A 14,720-nucleotide genomic window follows, 5' to 3' on the forward strand; every position below is an offset into this window, starting at 1 on the left:
CCCTGCCGGCGATGGCCATGCCACTGGATGACGATGATGACGGTGTCGCCGCGGCGCTCGCCACGGCGAATGTTCCGCAGGCACTCAAGCTGATGCTCGAGGCGGCGATGGAATCGGGCAACGAGAATGACGTTGCCGTGATCGTGAAATATGCGCGGACGGCGGCACCGGACGGCGCCGACCAGCTGGTGAGGATCGCGGCCGATTGGCGCGATTCCCGGACGAAGAAGGCGCAGGCCAAGATCCGCAGCGCCGATTTCTTCGCGCTGGTGAAGGGCCATGCCGAGCTTGGCGGCTATGTGACCACCGGCAATACCGAGAATGTCGGCATCGCGGCGGCGATGGAGCTGAAGCGCGACGGGCTGGAATGGCGCCACAAGCTGCGTATCCAGGGCGACTACCAGGAGAGCCTGGGGATCACCACGCGCGAACGCTATCTCGCAGCGTACGAACCCAACTGGAAGTTCGACGACCGCGCCTATCTCTACGGCGCCGCGCAATATGAGAGTGATCGCTTCTCGGGCTTTTCCGACCGCGTCTCGCTGTCGAGCGGGATCGGCTATAGCGCGGTCAAGTCGCCGGCGGTGAAGCTCGACCTCGAAGTGGGTCCGGCGTTCCGGTACACCCGCTTCATCGACCAGCCGGCCGAAAGCAATGCCGCGGCGCGCGGAAGCGTGGATTTCGGCTGGAAGATCACCAAGGGCATCTCGGTGACGCAGAATGCCTCGGCCTATCTGCAGAATGCCAACAGCACCGTCTCGTCCAAGTCGGCGCTGCTCACCAAGCTGTTCGGGCCGCTCTCGGCGCAGTTCAGCTACTCGCTGCAATATGAAAGCACCCCGGCGATCGGGCGCAAGAGCACCGACTCCACCAGCCGCGCGGCACTGGTCGTCGATTTCTGACCTGAGGGTTCGGCCGGCTGCTTCCCTGCGTGTTCGCTGGCGAAAGCCGGGGCCCAGGGTCATGAAGCGATCCGGCAGAGAAACCCTGGGCCCCGGCCTTCGCCGGGGAACGATATGCCCGAATTGCATGGCTTTCCCTGCTGGGCGGGGCTGACGGCAATAATATTTCGCGCTAGGTCCAGTGGATGACCGAGCTTTCCAAGATAGAACGCGCGGCAGTGGAGAGGGCCGCGGTCTCGCCGATGCTGGCGCGGACGGAGGCCTGGACGGCGATCAACAGCGGCACCCGCAACATCGTGGGGCTCGCCCGCATGGCCGATGCGCTGGCCGACGCCTTCTCCGTCCTGCCCGGCCCAGTTACGCTGGTGGAGCCCGAACCCGCCGACAGCGTGACCGCTGACGGCCAGGTGCTGCCGCTCGCCCATGGCCATCATCTTCACCTCGCGGTGCGTCCCGACGCGCCGGCGCAGATCCTGCTGACCGGCCATATGGACACGGTCTATGGCGCCGATCATCCGTTCCAGGCGAACACCTGGCTGCCCGATGGCAACCTCAATGCACCGGGTGCCGCCGACATGAAGGGCGGGCTCGCCCTGATGCTCGCGGCGCTGGAGGCGGTGGAGGGCAGTGCGCTCGCCTCGCATATCGGCTATGAGGTGCTGATCAATTCGGACGAGGAGACCGGCTCCTTCTCGTCGGCCGGGCTGATCGCCGGCGCGGCCAAGGGCAAGATTGCCGCGCTCACCTATGAGCCTGCCCTGCCCGATGGCACGCTGGCGGGCGCGCGCGGGGGCACCGGCAATTTCTCGATCGTGGTCCACGGCAAGTCCGCCCATGCCGGGCGTAACCCCGATGAGGGGCGCAACGCGCTGGTCGCCGCCGCGGACCTGGCGATGCGGCTCAATGACGCCAAGGCTCCCGGGCTTGCGGTGAACCCGGCGAAGATCGACGGGGGCGGCCCCAACAATGTCGTGCCAGAACTGGCGATCCTGCGGGTCAATTTCCGGCCCAAGGATGCCGAGGCAATCACTCGCGCCCGGATCGCCATCGACCAGGCCGTGGCGATCGTTTCCGTGAAGCATGACGTACGCATCCATGTGCATGGCAGTTTCAACCGCCCGCCCAAGCCGCTGGATGCTGGCGCTGAGAAATTGTTCGAACTTGTGCGCGCATCCGGCGCCGACCTGGGCATTCCGGTCGCCTGGAAATTCTCCGGCGGGGTGTGCGACGGCAACAACATCGCCGCCTGCGGGGTGCCGGTGGTCGACACGATGGGCGCGCGCGGCGGCCTGATCCACAGCCCGGACGAATTCCTGATCCCGGAAAGCCTGGCCGAGCGCGCCGCGCTTTCCGCTGTCACCATGTTGCGTATCGCCGAAAAGGGGAAGTTATGAGTTTCGTGATCCGTGCCGCCCGCGACGAAGATCTGCAGGCGCTCTACGAGATGGCGAAGCTGACCGGCGGCGGCTTCACCAATCTGCAGCCCGAGAAGGATGTGCTGCGCGCCAAGCTCGCGCGCAGCCACGCGGCGTTCGATCGCGCCGAGGACGAGAGCGGCGACGACGTGTTCGTGCTGGTGCTCGAGAATGTCGATACCGGCGAAGTGCGCGGCACCTGCCAGATCTTCACTGCAGTCGGGCAGCGCTGGCCCTTCTATTCCTATCGCCTCGCCACCGAGACCAAGCATAGCGAAGAGCTGGGCCGCACTTTCCGTGCCGAGACGCTGAGCCTGGTCAACGACCTGGAGGGCTGCTCCGAGGTCGGCGGACTGTTCCTGCATCCGGGCGAGCGCGCCGGCGGGCTGGGCATGCTGCTGGCGCGTAGCCGCTACATGTTCATCGCCCGCCACCGCGCGCGCTTCGCCGAGCGGATCCTGGCCGAACTGCGCGGGGTGATCGACGAGGCAGGCGGTTCGCCCTTCTGGGACGGTGTCGCCGGGCGCTTCTTCGGGATGAACTTCCAGGAAGCGGACAGCTTCAATGCGATCCATGGCAACCAGTTCATCGCCGACCTGATGCCCAAGCACCCGATCTATACCGCGATGCTTTCCGAAAGCGCGCGCGGGGTGATCGGCCTGCCGCACCCCTCGGGCCGGGCCGCGATGCGGATGCTGGAGAGCGAAGGCTTCGCCTGGGAACGCTATGTCGACATCTTCGACGGCGGCCCGACGATGACCGCGCGGACCGACCAGGTGAACACGGTGCGCGATGCCAGGACCGCCAGGGTGTCGGCGATCGAGGCGGGCGGTGAGGCGGCACTGGTCGCGACCGGGCGGCTCACCGGGTTCCGGGTGACGCAGGGGCGGGTAACTGCGCAGGGTGACGGCGTCGTCATCGATCCGCGCACTTCCGAGCTGCTCGGGGTCGGCGTGGGCGACGAAGTCATGCATGTGGGTCGCTGATGCTTACCGAGATCAATTTCGACGGGATCATCGGCCCCAGCCATAATTATGCGGGGCTGAGCCATGGCAACCTGGCGGCGACGCGCAACCGGGGCGAGACCTCGTTCCCGCGCGCCGCGGCGCTGCAGGGCATTGCCAAGATGCGCGCGAATATCGCGCTGGGGCTGACCCAGGGCATCCTCCTCCCCCATGCCCGGCCCGATCACCGCTGGCTGGCCAGCCTCGGCACCCGTTTCGAGGACGCGCCGCCGCACACCCAGGCACAGGCGCTCTCCGCTTCGCCGATGTGGGCCGCCAACGCCGCGACCGTCTCGCCGGCGCCCGATACCGGCGACGGGAAATGCCATCTGAGCGTCGCCAACCTGGTGACGATGCCGCATCGCAGCCACGAATGGCCCGAGACGCTGGCCCAGCTCCGCCTCGCCTTTGCGAACTCGGCCTTCGCGGTGCACGGTCCGGTGCCGGCGCCGTTCGGGGATGAGGGCGCAGCCAATCACATGCGGCTTGCCGTCGAGCATGGCGCACCGGGTGTCGAGGTGTTCGTCTACGGCATCTCGGGCGGCCCCTTCCCTGCACGCCAGCATCCCGATGCCAGCGCGGCGGTGGCGCGCAAGCACCGGTTGGAACGCGTGCTGTTCGTCCAGCAGTCCGAGGAGGCGATCGCCGCCGGCGCGTTCCACAACGATGTGGTCGCAGTGGCGAACGGACGGGTGCTGTTTGCGCATGAGCAGGCCTTTGCCGACAAGGACCGCTTCTACGCCGACCTCCGCGCGATGCTGCCCGAGGTCGAGATCGTAGAGGTGCCCGCGGCGAAGGTCAGCCTGGCCGATGCGATCAAGTCGTACCTGTTCAACGCACAGCTGGTGACGCTGCCCTCGGGCGAGATGGCGCTGGTGCTGCCCGGTGAGGCACAGGCGACGCCGAGCGTGTGGAACTGGCTGCAGGAGCATGTCGCGGGCAATGGCCCGATCCGGCGGCTCGAGGTGGTAGATGTCCGCCAGTCCATGGCCAATGGCGGCGGCCCGGCCTGCCTGCGCCTGCGCGTGGTCTGCGATCCGTCGACGGTCGATCCGCGCTTCCTGGTCGATGACGATAAGCTTGATCGCATCGCATCGGTGATCGAGGCGCATTGGCCGGAGGCGATCCCGTACGGCTCGATCGCCGATCCCGCGCTGATCGCCCAGGTGGAAGCGGCGCGGGCTGCGTTGCTGGAAGCGCTGGACCTGTCGGATTTACTTACAGGTAACCACTTAATTTAACGCGAAACTACGCGTTTTCGCGCTTGGCCCGGGGCTTGCTTAACCCCTGGCATGTTCTACCGCATCGGCCGCCTGTTCACGATCAAGTCCAAGTTCGAGGCGTTCCTCGTAATCTACGGCCTTGCCTGCGGCGCGACGGAGCGCGGCGTGCACTATCTCGGCAAGTTTCCCGGGTGGGAGGGCTGGATGCTCTTCGCACTCTGCCCGATTGCTGTATTCATGGCAGGCGCCAAGATCCTGGACAGCTTCGATGTTCCGGATTGACCAGCGAATTGTTTCTGTAACGATCGGGGTTTAGCGGCCGTCGGGCTGGCCTGTGGGGAGGTTTTGAGCGCGTGCGTTTGTTCCGGGGTATATTTTCTTCTCTCGCAGCGCAGGCGCTGCTCGCCGCCGTAGTGCCGGGCGGCCTGATGGTGTTCGTGATGCACGAGAGCCAGCAGGCCGAACTGGCCCAGCGTGATCGCGAGCGGCTCGATGCGTTCGTGCAGACCGCCGCGGAAGCAGCGCGCGCCGGGCGCCCGCTCGACCAGGTGGCGCAGCTCCCCGGGCCGCTTTCCGGGCGCGTGCTGCTCGTCGATCCGCAGGGCCAGGCCATCGCCGGCCCGACCACCAGCCTCGCCACGCGTGCCGAACGCCCGGTCCAGGTCGATGGCCGCACCGTGGCGACCGCCAAGATCGTCCGTCCGCCGGAGCTCAACGACCAGGATCGCCGGGTGCTCGCCACCCAATATATCGGCGTGGCGGCGATCGTGCTGGTGCTGTTCGTGCTGCTCCTGGTGATGGCCTATGTCTTCGCCCGGCGCTGGACGAAGCCGCAGCTCCAGCTCTACCGGATGAGCCGCGATGTGGTGAACGGCGATCTCGACCTCTATTTCGACGAGGAAGGCCCGGCCGAAGTGGTGGCGACGATGCGCAACCTGCGCCGCATCGCCAGCCAGTTCAGCCGCCTGGAGACCGCGCGCCGCACCTGGCTGGTGTCGATCTCGGGCGAGCTGAAGACGCCGACCGAGAATATGGGCGAGCATTTCATCAAGCTGTGCGAGGTGGATCCCCCGCTCCCGCCCGAGCTGATCGGCGCGATCGAGGAGGATACCCGCCGGCTGATCCACATGGCCGAGGACCTGAACGCAGTGGCGCTGGCCGATCTCGGTCGCCTGCCGGTCAGCTTCGCCCAGGTCGATCCGCGCGCGCTGATCCACAACGCCATCTATGCCGACAGGAAGCGCGCCGAGGCGCAGGGCGTTCGCCTGGAGACCAGCACGCTGCCCGAATATACCGTGATCGTGAAATGGGACGGCGCGCGCATCGAGCAGCTGTTCGGCGCGCTGATCGACAATTCGTTGCGCTACACGCCGAAGAACGGCCGAATCGTGCTTGGCCTGGAGAGCTCGCGCGATGCCTGGCGTCTGATCATCGACGACAATGCCCCGGGCGTCGACGTGATGCTCGCCCAGCGGCTGTTCGAGCCCTTTTATCGCAGCTCGGACCGTTCGGACGAATCGGCCGCCTCCGGCCTTGGCCTGGCGACGGCGCGTGCGATCGTTGAGGCGCACCATGGGCGGATCGAAGCGAGCCGCTCGCCGATCGGCGGCCTGCGCGTGACGGTGATCCTCCCAGGCAACCCGCCTACCGCCTGATTTGCCCTGTAGAGGCCGACAGACACCAGCCCCGTCCGACCCCGGTCTGGCGGGGCTTTCTCGTTGCGCGGGCTTCCGGGAGGCCTGGTAGGCGCCGCAGGGGCGCCAGAAGCCCAAAACAGAAAAACCCCGCTAAGCCATTGGCCTAGCGGGGTTTTAATTGGCGCACCCGGAACGATTCGAACGTCCGACCCTCAGATTCGTAGTCTGATGCTCTATCCAGCTGAGCTACGGGTGCGCTGTGGAGGGGAGCCTTTAGAAGCGCTTTTTGGATCGCGCAAGCCGTTGCGTGCACTTTTCCACAGGCATAAGGCACTTTCATGCGATTTATTCTGCTGCTCAGCCTTACCGCCCTCGCCGGATGCACCGAATCCACGGGGCGCTACCCCTCGTTGCTGCCCCGGCCGATTGAATCGACCAGCCTGGCCGAGCCCGAGCGCCCGGCCGTGGTGGCAACGCCCGACGCGGCACTCGACAAGCGAATCGCCGAGATTCGCGGGACGCTGGCCGAGGGCATCAAGGCATTCACCGCCGGCGCCCAGGATGCGGAGGCCAAGATCGCGGTCTCGCGCGGGCTCCCGCAGGGCTCCGAGGCATGGCTACAGGCGCAGGTGGCGATGGGGTCGCTAGCCGAGTTGCGCCGCCCGGCGGTCTCGGTGCTCTCCGAGCTGGAGGAACTGGCGACGCAGCGCGGTGTGGACGGCTTGCCGCCCTACCCCGCGCTCGATGCAGCGGTCGCGGAAGCCGACCAGGCGGCCACCCAGCAGCAGAACCGAATCGATTCGCTCGAAGCCGCGCTGGGCGGCACCGGCAACTAGGGGTCAGTCTTCCGTCAGATCCGGGTGCAGCACGCGCAGCACCGGGATCACCGACGCATAGTCATCGGTCCAGGGCTGGAACTCCGGCCAGCTCTTGAGCTGCCGCCAACCCCCGCCCCGTGCCGCCAGCCGCTGCAGCACCGCGGGATCGTGGCTGAGCGCAATCCATTCCGAAGCCGATTCGGCTCTTGGCTCGACCTGATCCACCTTGGTGCCTCCGCCCGGCAGCGGCGTGGCGATGAAATGCGGCGCAGGTTCATAGGAGAGGCGAATCGCTTTCCATCCTCCGTCACGCGCCGCCGCGGACACCACCGGTGCCAGCGCCATGAAGCGGTTCGAGATATGGACCAGCAGCAACCCGTTCGGCGCCAGCACCCGGCTATAGGTGGCGAAAGCCTGGCGGGTGAGCAGGTGCATCGGCACCGAATCGGACGAAAAGGCGTCGAGCGCGAGCAGATCGAGGCTGGCGGTCTGCGATTCGGTAAGGCGCACCCGGGCGTCGCCGATCGATATCCGGGTCTGCGGCGCACATTGGCGCAGGAAGGTGAACTTCCCCGAATCGCGGGCGAGCTGGACGATCGCCGGGTCGATCTCGAAGAAGCGCCACGCCTGGCCGGGCTTGGCATAGCAGGCGAGCGTGCCAGTCCCGAGGCCGACCACGCCGACACGGGCCGCCGGCCCGTAAAGCTCGGGCAGCGCCTGCATCGCCTGCCCCACGCCTGATCCGGGAACATAATAGGTGGTGGGCTGGGTCGACTGCGCGCCCTTGAGCTGGATGCCGTGCAACGTGGTGCCGTGCGCCAGCTGGTTCTCGTTCCGGTATTCGGTGACCGTATAGACACCGAAATAGCTGCGGGTGCGCGCGTCGGAGAGCGAGAGCTGGATCGAGCGATAGCCGCCGAACAGGATCAGCCCGCCCGCCAGTGCCGCCAGATAGGCCGGACGCCGCCCCACCGCGACCAGCCCGAGCACGGCGACCAGCACAAAGGCGATCTGCTCATGCATCTCGCCGAGCAGCTGCCCCGGATTGGCGATGCCGATCCAGACCAGCAGCGCCACCAGTGCGCCGACCAGGATCGTCTTGCCGCTGGCACCGTGCCGCCAGAAATCGCGGATCACCGGCAGCAGGAAGATCTGCGGGCTGAGGACGCCGGCGGCGAACACCAGCAGCGGATATTCATAGGTCCAGTCGAACAGGATCGGTGCAAGCAGACCCGCGAACACGCCGCCCAGCACGCCGCCGAACGACATGGCGAGGTAGAAGCCGGTCAGCCGGTCCGGTGCCGGGCGCAGGGCATACATGCGTGCATGCAGCGTCACCGAGACGGTGAACAGCAGCAGCAGGCCGATGAGCGCATTGAGATAGGCAAGCTGCTGGTGCCCGGCGATCAGCGTGGCACCGAACATCAGGATGATCACCGGCGCGAAGCGGGTGAGGATGTCGGGCAGCACCGCATTGTCGCCGAAGGCGACGGAGAAGCTGAGCAGGTAGAGGCCGAGCGGCAGCACCCACAGCATCGGCACCGCGACGATATCGGTGGTGAGGAAGGTGGTGGTGGCCAGCATCAGTCCCGAAGGGACAAAGGCCAGAATGATCCAGTGCAGCACCCGGCGGCGCGGCGGCGCGGGCGTGTGATGCGCGACATGTGGCTCGCCCTCGGCCTGGCGCGGCAGGCGGGCGGCGCAGGTGGCGACCAGTGCGAGCACCAGGACATAGCCGGCGGTCCACAGCCAGCTCTGCCCCTTGAGCGCCAATGTCGGCTCGACGATCAGCGGATAGGCGATCAGCCCGCCGAAGCTGCCGATATTGGACGCTGCGTAGAGCGCGTACGGATCCCGGCCATGGCTGGCCAGGCTGTACCAGCGCTGGAGCAAGGGCGCCTGGGCCGAGATGGCGAAGAAGAGCGGGCCGATTGAGGCGATGAGCAGCCAGGGCACCCAGATCGCGGGCTCGGCGTCGCCCGGCAACTCGGTGGCGCTCACGCCGATCGGCAACCAGAGCGCGGCGACGATCAGTACGCCGATATGGATGCTCGCCTGCATGCGCGGCGGCACACGGCCGAGCCAGTGCGCATAGGCATAGCCGCCGAGCAGCAGCGCCTGGTAGACCAGCATCGCGCTGTTCCACACCGCCGGCGCGCCGCCGAGCCGCGGCAGTGCCATGCGCGCGACCATGGGCTGGACGAGGAAGAGCAGGAAGGATCCGGTGAGGATCGCTGCCACGAACAGCCAGCGCGTGGTGCGCGATCCGGCCTGTGGCGTCACGTCTTCGATGCTGCCCTCCATCCCGTCAGCGCCCCGTGCCGCTCTGGGCCGATTCGGCTTGCCGATCGCTGAACCGAGGTTGGGGGAAGGATTGTGCAGGATACGTAACGAACATGCCGCGGAGGCAAGCAGAGGACGCCCCGCTAGTAAAGGGCCAGGATGTTTCCGCTACCTTTTGCGCCGCGCCATCAGTCCGCCGGGCGCGCGATCCGATAGGTGATGTGCGGGTTGAGCCAGTCGGGCGCATTGGGGTGGATGAAGTCCTCGTCGTGCGCGCGGGCCATGCCAAGGCGCTCCATCAGGCCCCAGCTGCGAGTGTTGCCCAGCACCGTCATCGCCGCGACTTGCGGCGTATCGAGATTTGCCCATGCCCAGTCCAGGCTGGCCTGCGCGGCTTCGCGGGCATAGCCCTTGCCCCAGCCGGCGGCGGCGAGGCGCCAGCCGATCTCGATCTGCCCGAACAATGGCGTGCCCTCGGGCCCTGGCTTGAGCCCGCAAAAGCCGAGAAAGGCACCGTCTTCCTTGCGCTCGATCGCCCAGAAGCAATGACCATGCGTGTCGAGGAAGGCGTTCTGGCGCGCCATTGCGGCATCGGCATCCTCGGCACTGAGCGGCGGGCCGAGGAATTCCATCACTGCCGGATCCCGGCCCATGGCGTGCCAGGCAGGGCGATCGCTGTCCTGCCAGCGGCGGAGGATCAGGCGGGTGGTTTCGATCATCATGCGTCCTGATCGGTCGTTCCGGGGCGCGTCAGGATATAGACGATCTGCGCGCCGACGGGATCTTCGGGCGGATAGCCCTGGTGGTGGAAATCGAGATCGGGCCGGCGGGTCATGCCCAGCCGCTCCATCAGGCCCCAGCTCGCCTGGTTTTCGATCGTGGTCCAGGCCCCGATTGCCCGCGCATCGAGATTGGCCCAGCCCCAGGCGATGCTCGCCTCGATCGCCTCGCGGGCATAGCCCCTGCCCCAATGCGGCTCCGCGATCCGCCAGCCGATCTCCGGCATGCCGGCGACCAGCGCACCCGGGGGATAGTCCGATGCGATGCGGATGCCGCAGCTGCCGATCAGCTCGCCGGTCTCGCGCAATTCGGTGGCCCAGTAGCAATGGCCGAAATGGGCATGATCGTTCAGCCGGCGCTCGAACATCGCGTCCATCTTCGCCGGGGGCTGGATCCCACCCAGGTGCCGCATCATCGGCCCGGTATTGAGCATCGCATCGAACGCCGGGCGGTCCTCCGGCCTCCAGGGCCGCAGGCGGAGACGCTCCGTCTCGATCATGCCGGGCGGTCGATCGCGTAGACGATCATCGCGCCGAAGGGGTCCTCGGGCGCGAAATCGGGGTGGCGGAAGTCGAGATCGGTGCGGCGGCGCATGCCGAGCCGCTCCATCAGTCCCCAGCTGCGCGTGTTGCCGATCACCGTCCAGGCGGCGATGCGCGAGCGATCGGTATTGGCCCAGCCCCAGGCGATGCTGGCCTCGGCCGCCTCGCGCGCGATACCCTGTCCCCAGAATTTCTCGCCGATCCGCCAGCCGATCTCGAGCTCGTCGGATACCGGCGTGTTCGGATGCCCGCCGATGCGGACGCCGCAGACCCCCGCCATCTCGCCGGTCTCGCGGATCTCGACCAGCCACATGCAATGGCCGTGGCGCGCCTGCTGGTCGATCATCTTGTCGATGATCGCGTCATGCTTGGCCTGGGGCACCGGGCCGCCGAAATGCTCCATCATCGCCGGCGTATTGGCGAGGGCATGGAACACCGGCTTGTCGGCCTCGACCCAGGGGCGAAGGCGCAGGCGGGCGGTCTCGATCACCGGGCGAGCAGCTTCGCCGCCAGCGGCGCGTGATAGGTGAGCACGCCCGAGCAGCCGGCGCGGCGGAAGGCCATCAGCGTCTCGAGCACCAGCGCCTCGCGCTCGCCGGCGCCTGCTGTTGCCGCGGCCTCGATCATCGCATACTCACCGCTCACCTGATAGGCGAAGACCGGCACCTGGAACTCGCTCTTCACCCGCAGGATGATGTCGAGATAGGGCAGGCCCGGCTTGACCATCACGCTGTCGGCACCCTCGGCGATGTCGAGCGCGACTTCGCGCAACGCTTCCTCGGCATTGGCCGGGTCCATCTGATAGGTCTTCTTGTCGCCCTTGAGCAGCCCGCGCGAGCCGACCGCGTCGCGGAACGGGCCGTAAAAGGCCGAGGCATATTTCGCGGCATAGGCCATGATCTGGACGTTGACGTGGCCGTTCGCCTCCAGCGCCGCGCGGATCGCGCCGACACGGCCGTCCATCATGTCCGACGGGGCGACGATGTCGGCCCCCGCCTCGGCCTGGACCAGCGCCTGGTCGACCAGCACCGCACTGGTCTCGTCGTTGAGGACATAGCCGTTCGCATCGACGATGCCGTCATGGCCGTGCGCGGTATAGGGATCGAGCGCGACATCGGTAAGCACGCCGATATCGGGCACCGCGTCCTTGATCGTCTTGATCGCCCGGCACATCAGGTTGTCGGGGTTGAGCGCCTCGCGCCCGTCATCGGTGCGCAGTTCGCGCGGCGTGTTCGGGAACAGCGCCAGGCAGGGAATGCCCAGGTCGCGCGCTTCGCGAGCGCGGTCCGCGATGCCGTTCAGCCCCCAGCGCGAGACGCCGGGCAGCGAGGCGATCGGCTCCTCCCCTTCCCCTTCGGTGACGAAGAGCGGCCAGATCAGGTTGGCCGGGGTGAGCACGGTTTCCGCATGCATCCGGCGGCTCCATTCGGAGGCGCGGGTGCGGCGGAGGCGGAGTGCGGGATACTGACTCATGCTGGGGCTGATGCGCCCTCAGCAATTGGGTTGCAAGCGCCCGGCGGGTTCGGTGGTCGCCAGCGTCTCTTCCTCGACCTTTTCCGGCTCGGGCGGCACCTCCAGCACCTGCGAGCGCCAGCGACCATAGCGATAGTAGAGCGCGGCGAAGAGCAGCGAGAAGGCCGATCCGATCGGGAAGGAAAGCCACAGCGCATCGGTGCCGAACCAGCGCTGGCCGAAGAACGCGAAGCCGAAGCGGATCGGGAACAGCGTGAACGCCAGGATGACGAGCGGCGGCACGGTGGCGCCATTGGCGCGCACGGTGGAGAACAGCACCATCGTCGCGCCGAACATCAGGAAGGTCCAACTGGCAAGCAGCTGGATATGGCGGGCAATGGGGATGGCCGGGCTCTCCGAGCCGACGAACAGCGCCATTACCGGACGATCGAACAGGATGATCGCGACGATCACGATCAGCGTGACGATGGTGTTGAAGACCAGGCCCGATCGGGTGATCGCGCCGACGCGGTCCCATTTGCCCGCACCGATATTCTGCGCGGCCATGCCCGACACCGCGACGCCGATCGCCATCGCCGGCATCTGGATATAGGTCCAGAGCTGCTGCGAGACGCCGTACGCCGCGGCGGTATCGACGCCGAGCCGGTTGACCAGCCCGACCATGGTGAGGCCGGCGGTGGACATCACCAGCATCTGCGCACCCATCGGCAGGCCCTTGGCGACGATCGTGCGGACCAGCGCGCCTTCGGGGATCAGGTAGCGCAGCTCGGGGCCGCGCAGCCGCACTGGCAGGTCGCGCCAATAGACATAGGCGAGCAGGCCGAGGCTGGAGACCACGCCCGCGATCAGCGTGGCGGTGGCCGAGCCGGCGATGCCCATGCGCGGGAATGGTCCGATCCCGTCGATCAGCAGCGGGTTGAGCCCCGCATCGATGATCACGCTCAGCACCATGAACCAGAGCGGGGTGACCGAGTCGCCGGTGCCGCGCAGGCTCATCTGGATCAGCACGCCGAGCATCGAGAATGGCAGGCCGAGGAAGATCACGCGCAGATAGGCCAGCGCCATCTGCTGCGCTTCGCCCGGCGTGGCGAGCAGGCGGAGGATCTGCGGCGCGAAGACCCAGCCGATGATCGCGATCAGGCAGGCACCGCCCATCACCAGTCCGATCGCGGAGCCGAAGGCCCGGCGCGCGGCCTCCACGTCGCGGCGGCCCATCGACTGGCCGATCAGGATCGTCGCGGCCATGCCGAAGCCGAACACCGCCGAGAACATCAGGAACATGATGATGTTGGCATTGGCCGTCGCGGCCAGCGCCTGCTCGCCGAGGAAGCGGCCGACCCAGATCGTGTTGATCGAGCCGTTGAGCGATTGGAGGATGTTCGAGCCGAGCGTCGGCAGCGCGAACAGAAGCAGGGTGCGGCCGATCGGGCCCTGGGTCAGGTCGTGTCTGGGAGGAGGGCCGGCCATGATGCTCGCTTCACTTGGGCGGGAAGCATGCCTTCCCGCCTGCCCTTCACCAGCACTGGCCAGCGATCAGGTCAAGCTACCCGAGTGCGCCGGCGGCGGGTAGCCCAGAGCCCGATCGCGCCGAGAGCGAACAGGCCGACTGCCTCGCCCGGGATCGGGCTCGGGCCGCCGCCGCCCGGGTTGCCGGTGCTGGGCGGGTTGTAGGTGCCGGTATAGGTGCCGAGGTGGAACTCGCCATTCTGGGTGAGGCTGCCGAACACCGCCGAACCCTGGATGTAATTGCCCGTGGTCGCCGCGGCCGTGGGCGCGAGGACCGAGCCGCCCCAGGCCGTGCTGGCGTTCAGCGTCGTGGCGTCGGGGAAGTTCCAGATGACATGCTCGCCCAGCCCCTGGGTGCCCCCGAGGAAATTGTCGTTCAGGTTGATGTTCGCGCCGCTGACATTGACGATCGCGGTGTCGGCGCCGTTCAGATTGAACTGGATCTCGCCGATCTTGTCGAGATCGGCCGCGCTGATGTTGAACACCGCGACGCCGTCGGCGTTCGGCACGGCGTTGAACGTGCCGCGATTGCCGGCGATCACCAGGTTGCTGTTCGCGTCGAGGCCGCCCAGCGTCTTCGAAAGATCGGTCAGGCTTGAGCTTAGGAGGCTGCCCTGCTGCTTGAGGTTTACCGAGAAGCTGGGGTCGCTCGCCGCCAGGCCGGACTGGACCGTGTTCTGGTTGACGTTGGTGTTGGCGATCGTGCCGCCGACCTTCACCGTCTGCGCCGCGCCGTTCAGGTTGAAGCCGCTGTTGACGTTGCCGCCGATCACCGCGCCCGAACCGTTGTTGAGGTTCTTGGTCGATCCGTTGACGTCGCCGACCACGGTGAGGCCGGGAATACCGAGCGGGCTCGGGGTCGGATTGGCGATCTGGTAGTTGGACGAATTGCCGTTGAGGTTGCCGCCGACAAAGGTGCGCCCCTCGACTTCCGACGACGAGGTCAGGTCGCCGAGCACCACCAGGTTCCAGGTCCGCAGTGCATCAAGCCCGGCAACGGACTGGGCGGAAGCGGGTGCAGCGGCGAACAGCGCCACGGCAGCGACGCCGGCGGACATCAGGAAGCGGCTCATGGAGAACTCCGAGGGGGGTACGACTCGAAGTTGGTTAAAGACGCTGCACCGCAGCAGGGAAATT

14 protein-coding genes and 1 tRNA gene are annotated in these 14,720 nt (G+C 67.1%); 7 read left to right on the plus strand and 8 right to left on the minus strand.

Annotated features, from left to right (window positions below; all coding sequences use genetic code 11):
* The first annotated feature begins 11 nt into the window (after positions 1–11).
* The 6 genes from HNP52_RS09850 to HNP52_RS09875 all read left to right on the plus strand — a co-directional run bounded on the left by HNP52_RS09850 (position 12) and on the right by HNP52_RS09875 (position 6,199).
* Positions 12–902 (plus strand): YdiY family protein, encoded by an 891-nt coding sequence (locus HNP52_RS09850; RefSeq protein WP_260396045.1) that lies wholly within the window; start codon positions 12–14, stop codon positions 900–902.
* 185 nt (positions 903–1,087) lie between these two features.
* Positions 1,088–2,296: a hydrolase gene (locus HNP52_RS09855; protein ID WP_184166201.1), complete on the plus strand. Its 1,209-nt coding sequence runs from the start codon at positions 1,088–1,090 to the stop codon at positions 2,294–2,296.
* Complete coding sequence (locus HNP52_RS09860) at positions 2,293–3,303, plus strand: arginine N-succinyltransferase (RefSeq protein ID WP_184166204.1); 1,011 nt, start codon at positions 2,293–2,295, stop codon at positions 3,301–3,303. Before HNP52_RS09855 ends, HNP52_RS09860 begins: the two co-directional genes overlap by 4 nt.
* Positions 3,303–4,562 (plus strand): N-succinylarginine dihydrolase, encoded by a 1,260-nt coding sequence (locus tag HNP52_RS09865; protein WP_184166207.1) that lies wholly within the window; start codon positions 3,303–3,305, stop codon positions 4,560–4,562. Before HNP52_RS09860 ends, HNP52_RS09865 begins: the two co-directional genes overlap by 1 nt.
* A 51-nt stretch (positions 4,563–4,613) precedes the next feature.
* On the plus strand, positions 4,614–4,826 hold the full coding sequence (locus tag HNP52_RS09870) for a hypothetical protein (protein ID WP_184166210.1): 213 nt from the start codon (positions 4,614–4,616) through the stop codon (positions 4,824–4,826).
* Positions 4,827–4,897: 71 nt separating this feature from the next.
* Entirely contained in the window at positions 4,898–6,199 is a 1,302-nt protein-coding gene (locus tag HNP52_RS09875; RefSeq protein ID WP_184166213.1) for a sensor histidine kinase KdpD, read from the plus strand.
* Positions 6,200–6,360: 161 nt separating this feature from the next.
* Here the strand turns inward: HNP52_RS09875 and HNP52_RS09880 are convergent.
* Positions 6,361–6,437: transfer RNA gene (locus HNP52_RS09880), tRNA-Arg, on the minus strand.
* Between the two features lie 82 nt (positions 6,438–6,519).
* Between HNP52_RS09880 and HNP52_RS09885 the strand changes: the two genes are divergently transcribed.
* Positions 6,520–7,017: a hypothetical protein gene (locus tag HNP52_RS09885; RefSeq protein WP_184166216.1), complete on the plus strand. Its 498-nt coding sequence runs from the start codon at positions 6,520–6,522 to the stop codon at positions 7,015–7,017.
* Positions 7,018–7,020: 3 nt separating this feature from the next.
* On the opposite strand, the gene HNP52_RS09890 is transcribed toward HNP52_RS09885, so the two are convergent.
* From HNP52_RS09890 to HNP52_RS09920, 7 genes are all read right to left on the minus strand, one after another.
* Positions 7,021–9,303: a fused MFS/spermidine synthase gene (locus tag HNP52_RS09890; protein ID WP_184166219.1), complete on the minus strand. Its 2,283-nt coding sequence runs from the start codon at positions 9,301–9,303 to the stop codon at positions 7,021–7,023.
* Positions 9,304–9,470: 167 nt separating this feature from the next.
* On the minus strand, positions 9,471–10,004 hold the full coding sequence (locus HNP52_RS09895) for a GNAT family N-acetyltransferase (RefSeq protein ID WP_311768438.1): 534 nt from the start codon (positions 10,002–10,004) through the stop codon (positions 9,471–9,473).
* Positions 10,001–10,561 (minus strand): GNAT family N-acetyltransferase, encoded by a 561-nt coding sequence (locus HNP52_RS09900; RefSeq protein WP_184166222.1) that lies wholly within the window; start codon positions 10,559–10,561, stop codon positions 10,001–10,003. The genes HNP52_RS09895 and HNP52_RS09900 overlap by 4 nt, the downstream gene beginning before the upstream one ends.
* On the minus strand, positions 10,558–11,094 hold the full coding sequence (locus tag HNP52_RS09905) for a GNAT family N-acetyltransferase (protein ID WP_184166225.1): 537 nt from the start codon (positions 11,092–11,094) through the stop codon (positions 10,558–10,560). The genes HNP52_RS09900 and HNP52_RS09905 overlap by 4 nt, the downstream gene beginning before the upstream one ends.
* Positions 11,091–12,077: a porphobilinogen synthase gene (hemB, locus tag HNP52_RS09910; protein WP_184166228.1), complete on the minus strand. Its 987-nt coding sequence runs from the start codon at positions 12,075–12,077 to the stop codon at positions 11,091–11,093. Before hemB ends, HNP52_RS09905 begins: the two co-directional genes overlap by 4 nt.
* Positions 12,078–12,095: 18 nt before the next feature.
* Positions 12,096–13,544: an MATE family efflux transporter gene (locus HNP52_RS09915; protein WP_184166231.1), complete on the minus strand. Its 1,449-nt coding sequence runs from the start codon at positions 13,542–13,544 to the stop codon at positions 12,096–12,098.
* 71 nt (positions 13,545–13,615) lie between these two features.
* Positions 13,616–14,656 carry a choice-of-anchor A family protein gene (locus HNP52_RS09920; RefSeq protein ID WP_184166234.1) on the minus strand — a complete coding sequence of 347 codons (1,041 nt, stop codon included), beginning with the start codon at positions 14,654–14,656 and terminating at the stop codon, positions 13,616–13,618.
* Positions 14,657–14,720 lie beyond the last annotated feature (64 nt).

This window comes from Sphingomonas kyeonggiensis (assembly GCF_014204495.1).
In the GTDB taxonomy this organism is placed as follows: Bacteria; Pseudomonadota; Alphaproteobacteria; order Sphingomonadales; family Sphingomonadaceae; genus Sphingomonas; species Sphingomonas kyeonggiensis_A.

Bases quoted from the DNA above. Each gene is read 5' to 3' on its own strand.
- HNP52_RS09850 (WP_260396045.1), top strand. From the start codon at position 12: ATGGCCATGCCACTGGATGACGATGATGACGGTGTCGCCGCGGCGCTC.
- HNP52_RS09855 (WP_184166201.1), top strand. From the start codon at position 1,088: ATGACCGAGCTTTCCAAGATAGAACGCGCGGCAGTGGAGAGGGCCGCG.
- HNP52_RS09860 (WP_184166204.1), top strand. From the start codon at position 2,293: ATGAGTTTCGTGATCCGTGCCGCCCGCGACGAAGATCTGCAGGCGCTC.
- HNP52_RS09865 (WP_184166207.1), top strand. From the start codon at position 3,303: ATGCTTACCGAGATCAATTTCGACGGGATCATCGGCCCCAGCCATAAT.
- HNP52_RS09870 (WP_184166210.1), top strand. From the start codon at position 4,614: ATGTTCTACCGCATCGGCCGCCTGTTCACGATCAAGTCCAAGTTCGAG.
- HNP52_RS09885 (WP_184166216.1), top strand. From the start codon at position 6,520: ATGCGATTTATTCTGCTGCTCAGCCTTACCGCCCTCGCCGGATGCACC.
- HNP52_RS09890 (WP_184166219.1), bottom strand. From the start codon at position 9,303: ATGGAGGGCAGCATCGAAGACGTGACGCCACAGGCCGGATCGCGCACC.
- HNP52_RS09895 (WP_311768438.1), bottom strand. From the start codon at position 10,004: ATGATGATCGAAACCACCCGCCTGATCCTCCGCCGCTGGCAGGACAGC.
- HNP52_RS09900 (WP_184166222.1), bottom strand. From the start codon at position 10,561: ATGATCGAGACGGAGCGTCTCCGCCTGCGGCCCTGGAGGCCGGAGGAC.
- hemB (WP_184166228.1), bottom strand. From the start codon at position 12,077: ATGAGTCAGTATCCCGCACTCCGCCTCCGCCGCACCCGCGCCTCCGAA.
- HNP52_RS09915 (WP_184166231.1), bottom strand. From the start codon at position 13,544: ATGGCCGGCCCTCCTCCCAGACACGACCTGACCCAGGGCCCGATCGGC.
- HNP52_RS09920 (WP_184166234.1), bottom strand. From the start codon at position 14,656: ATGAGCCGCTTCCTGATGTCCGCCGGCGTCGCTGCCGTGGCGCTGTTC.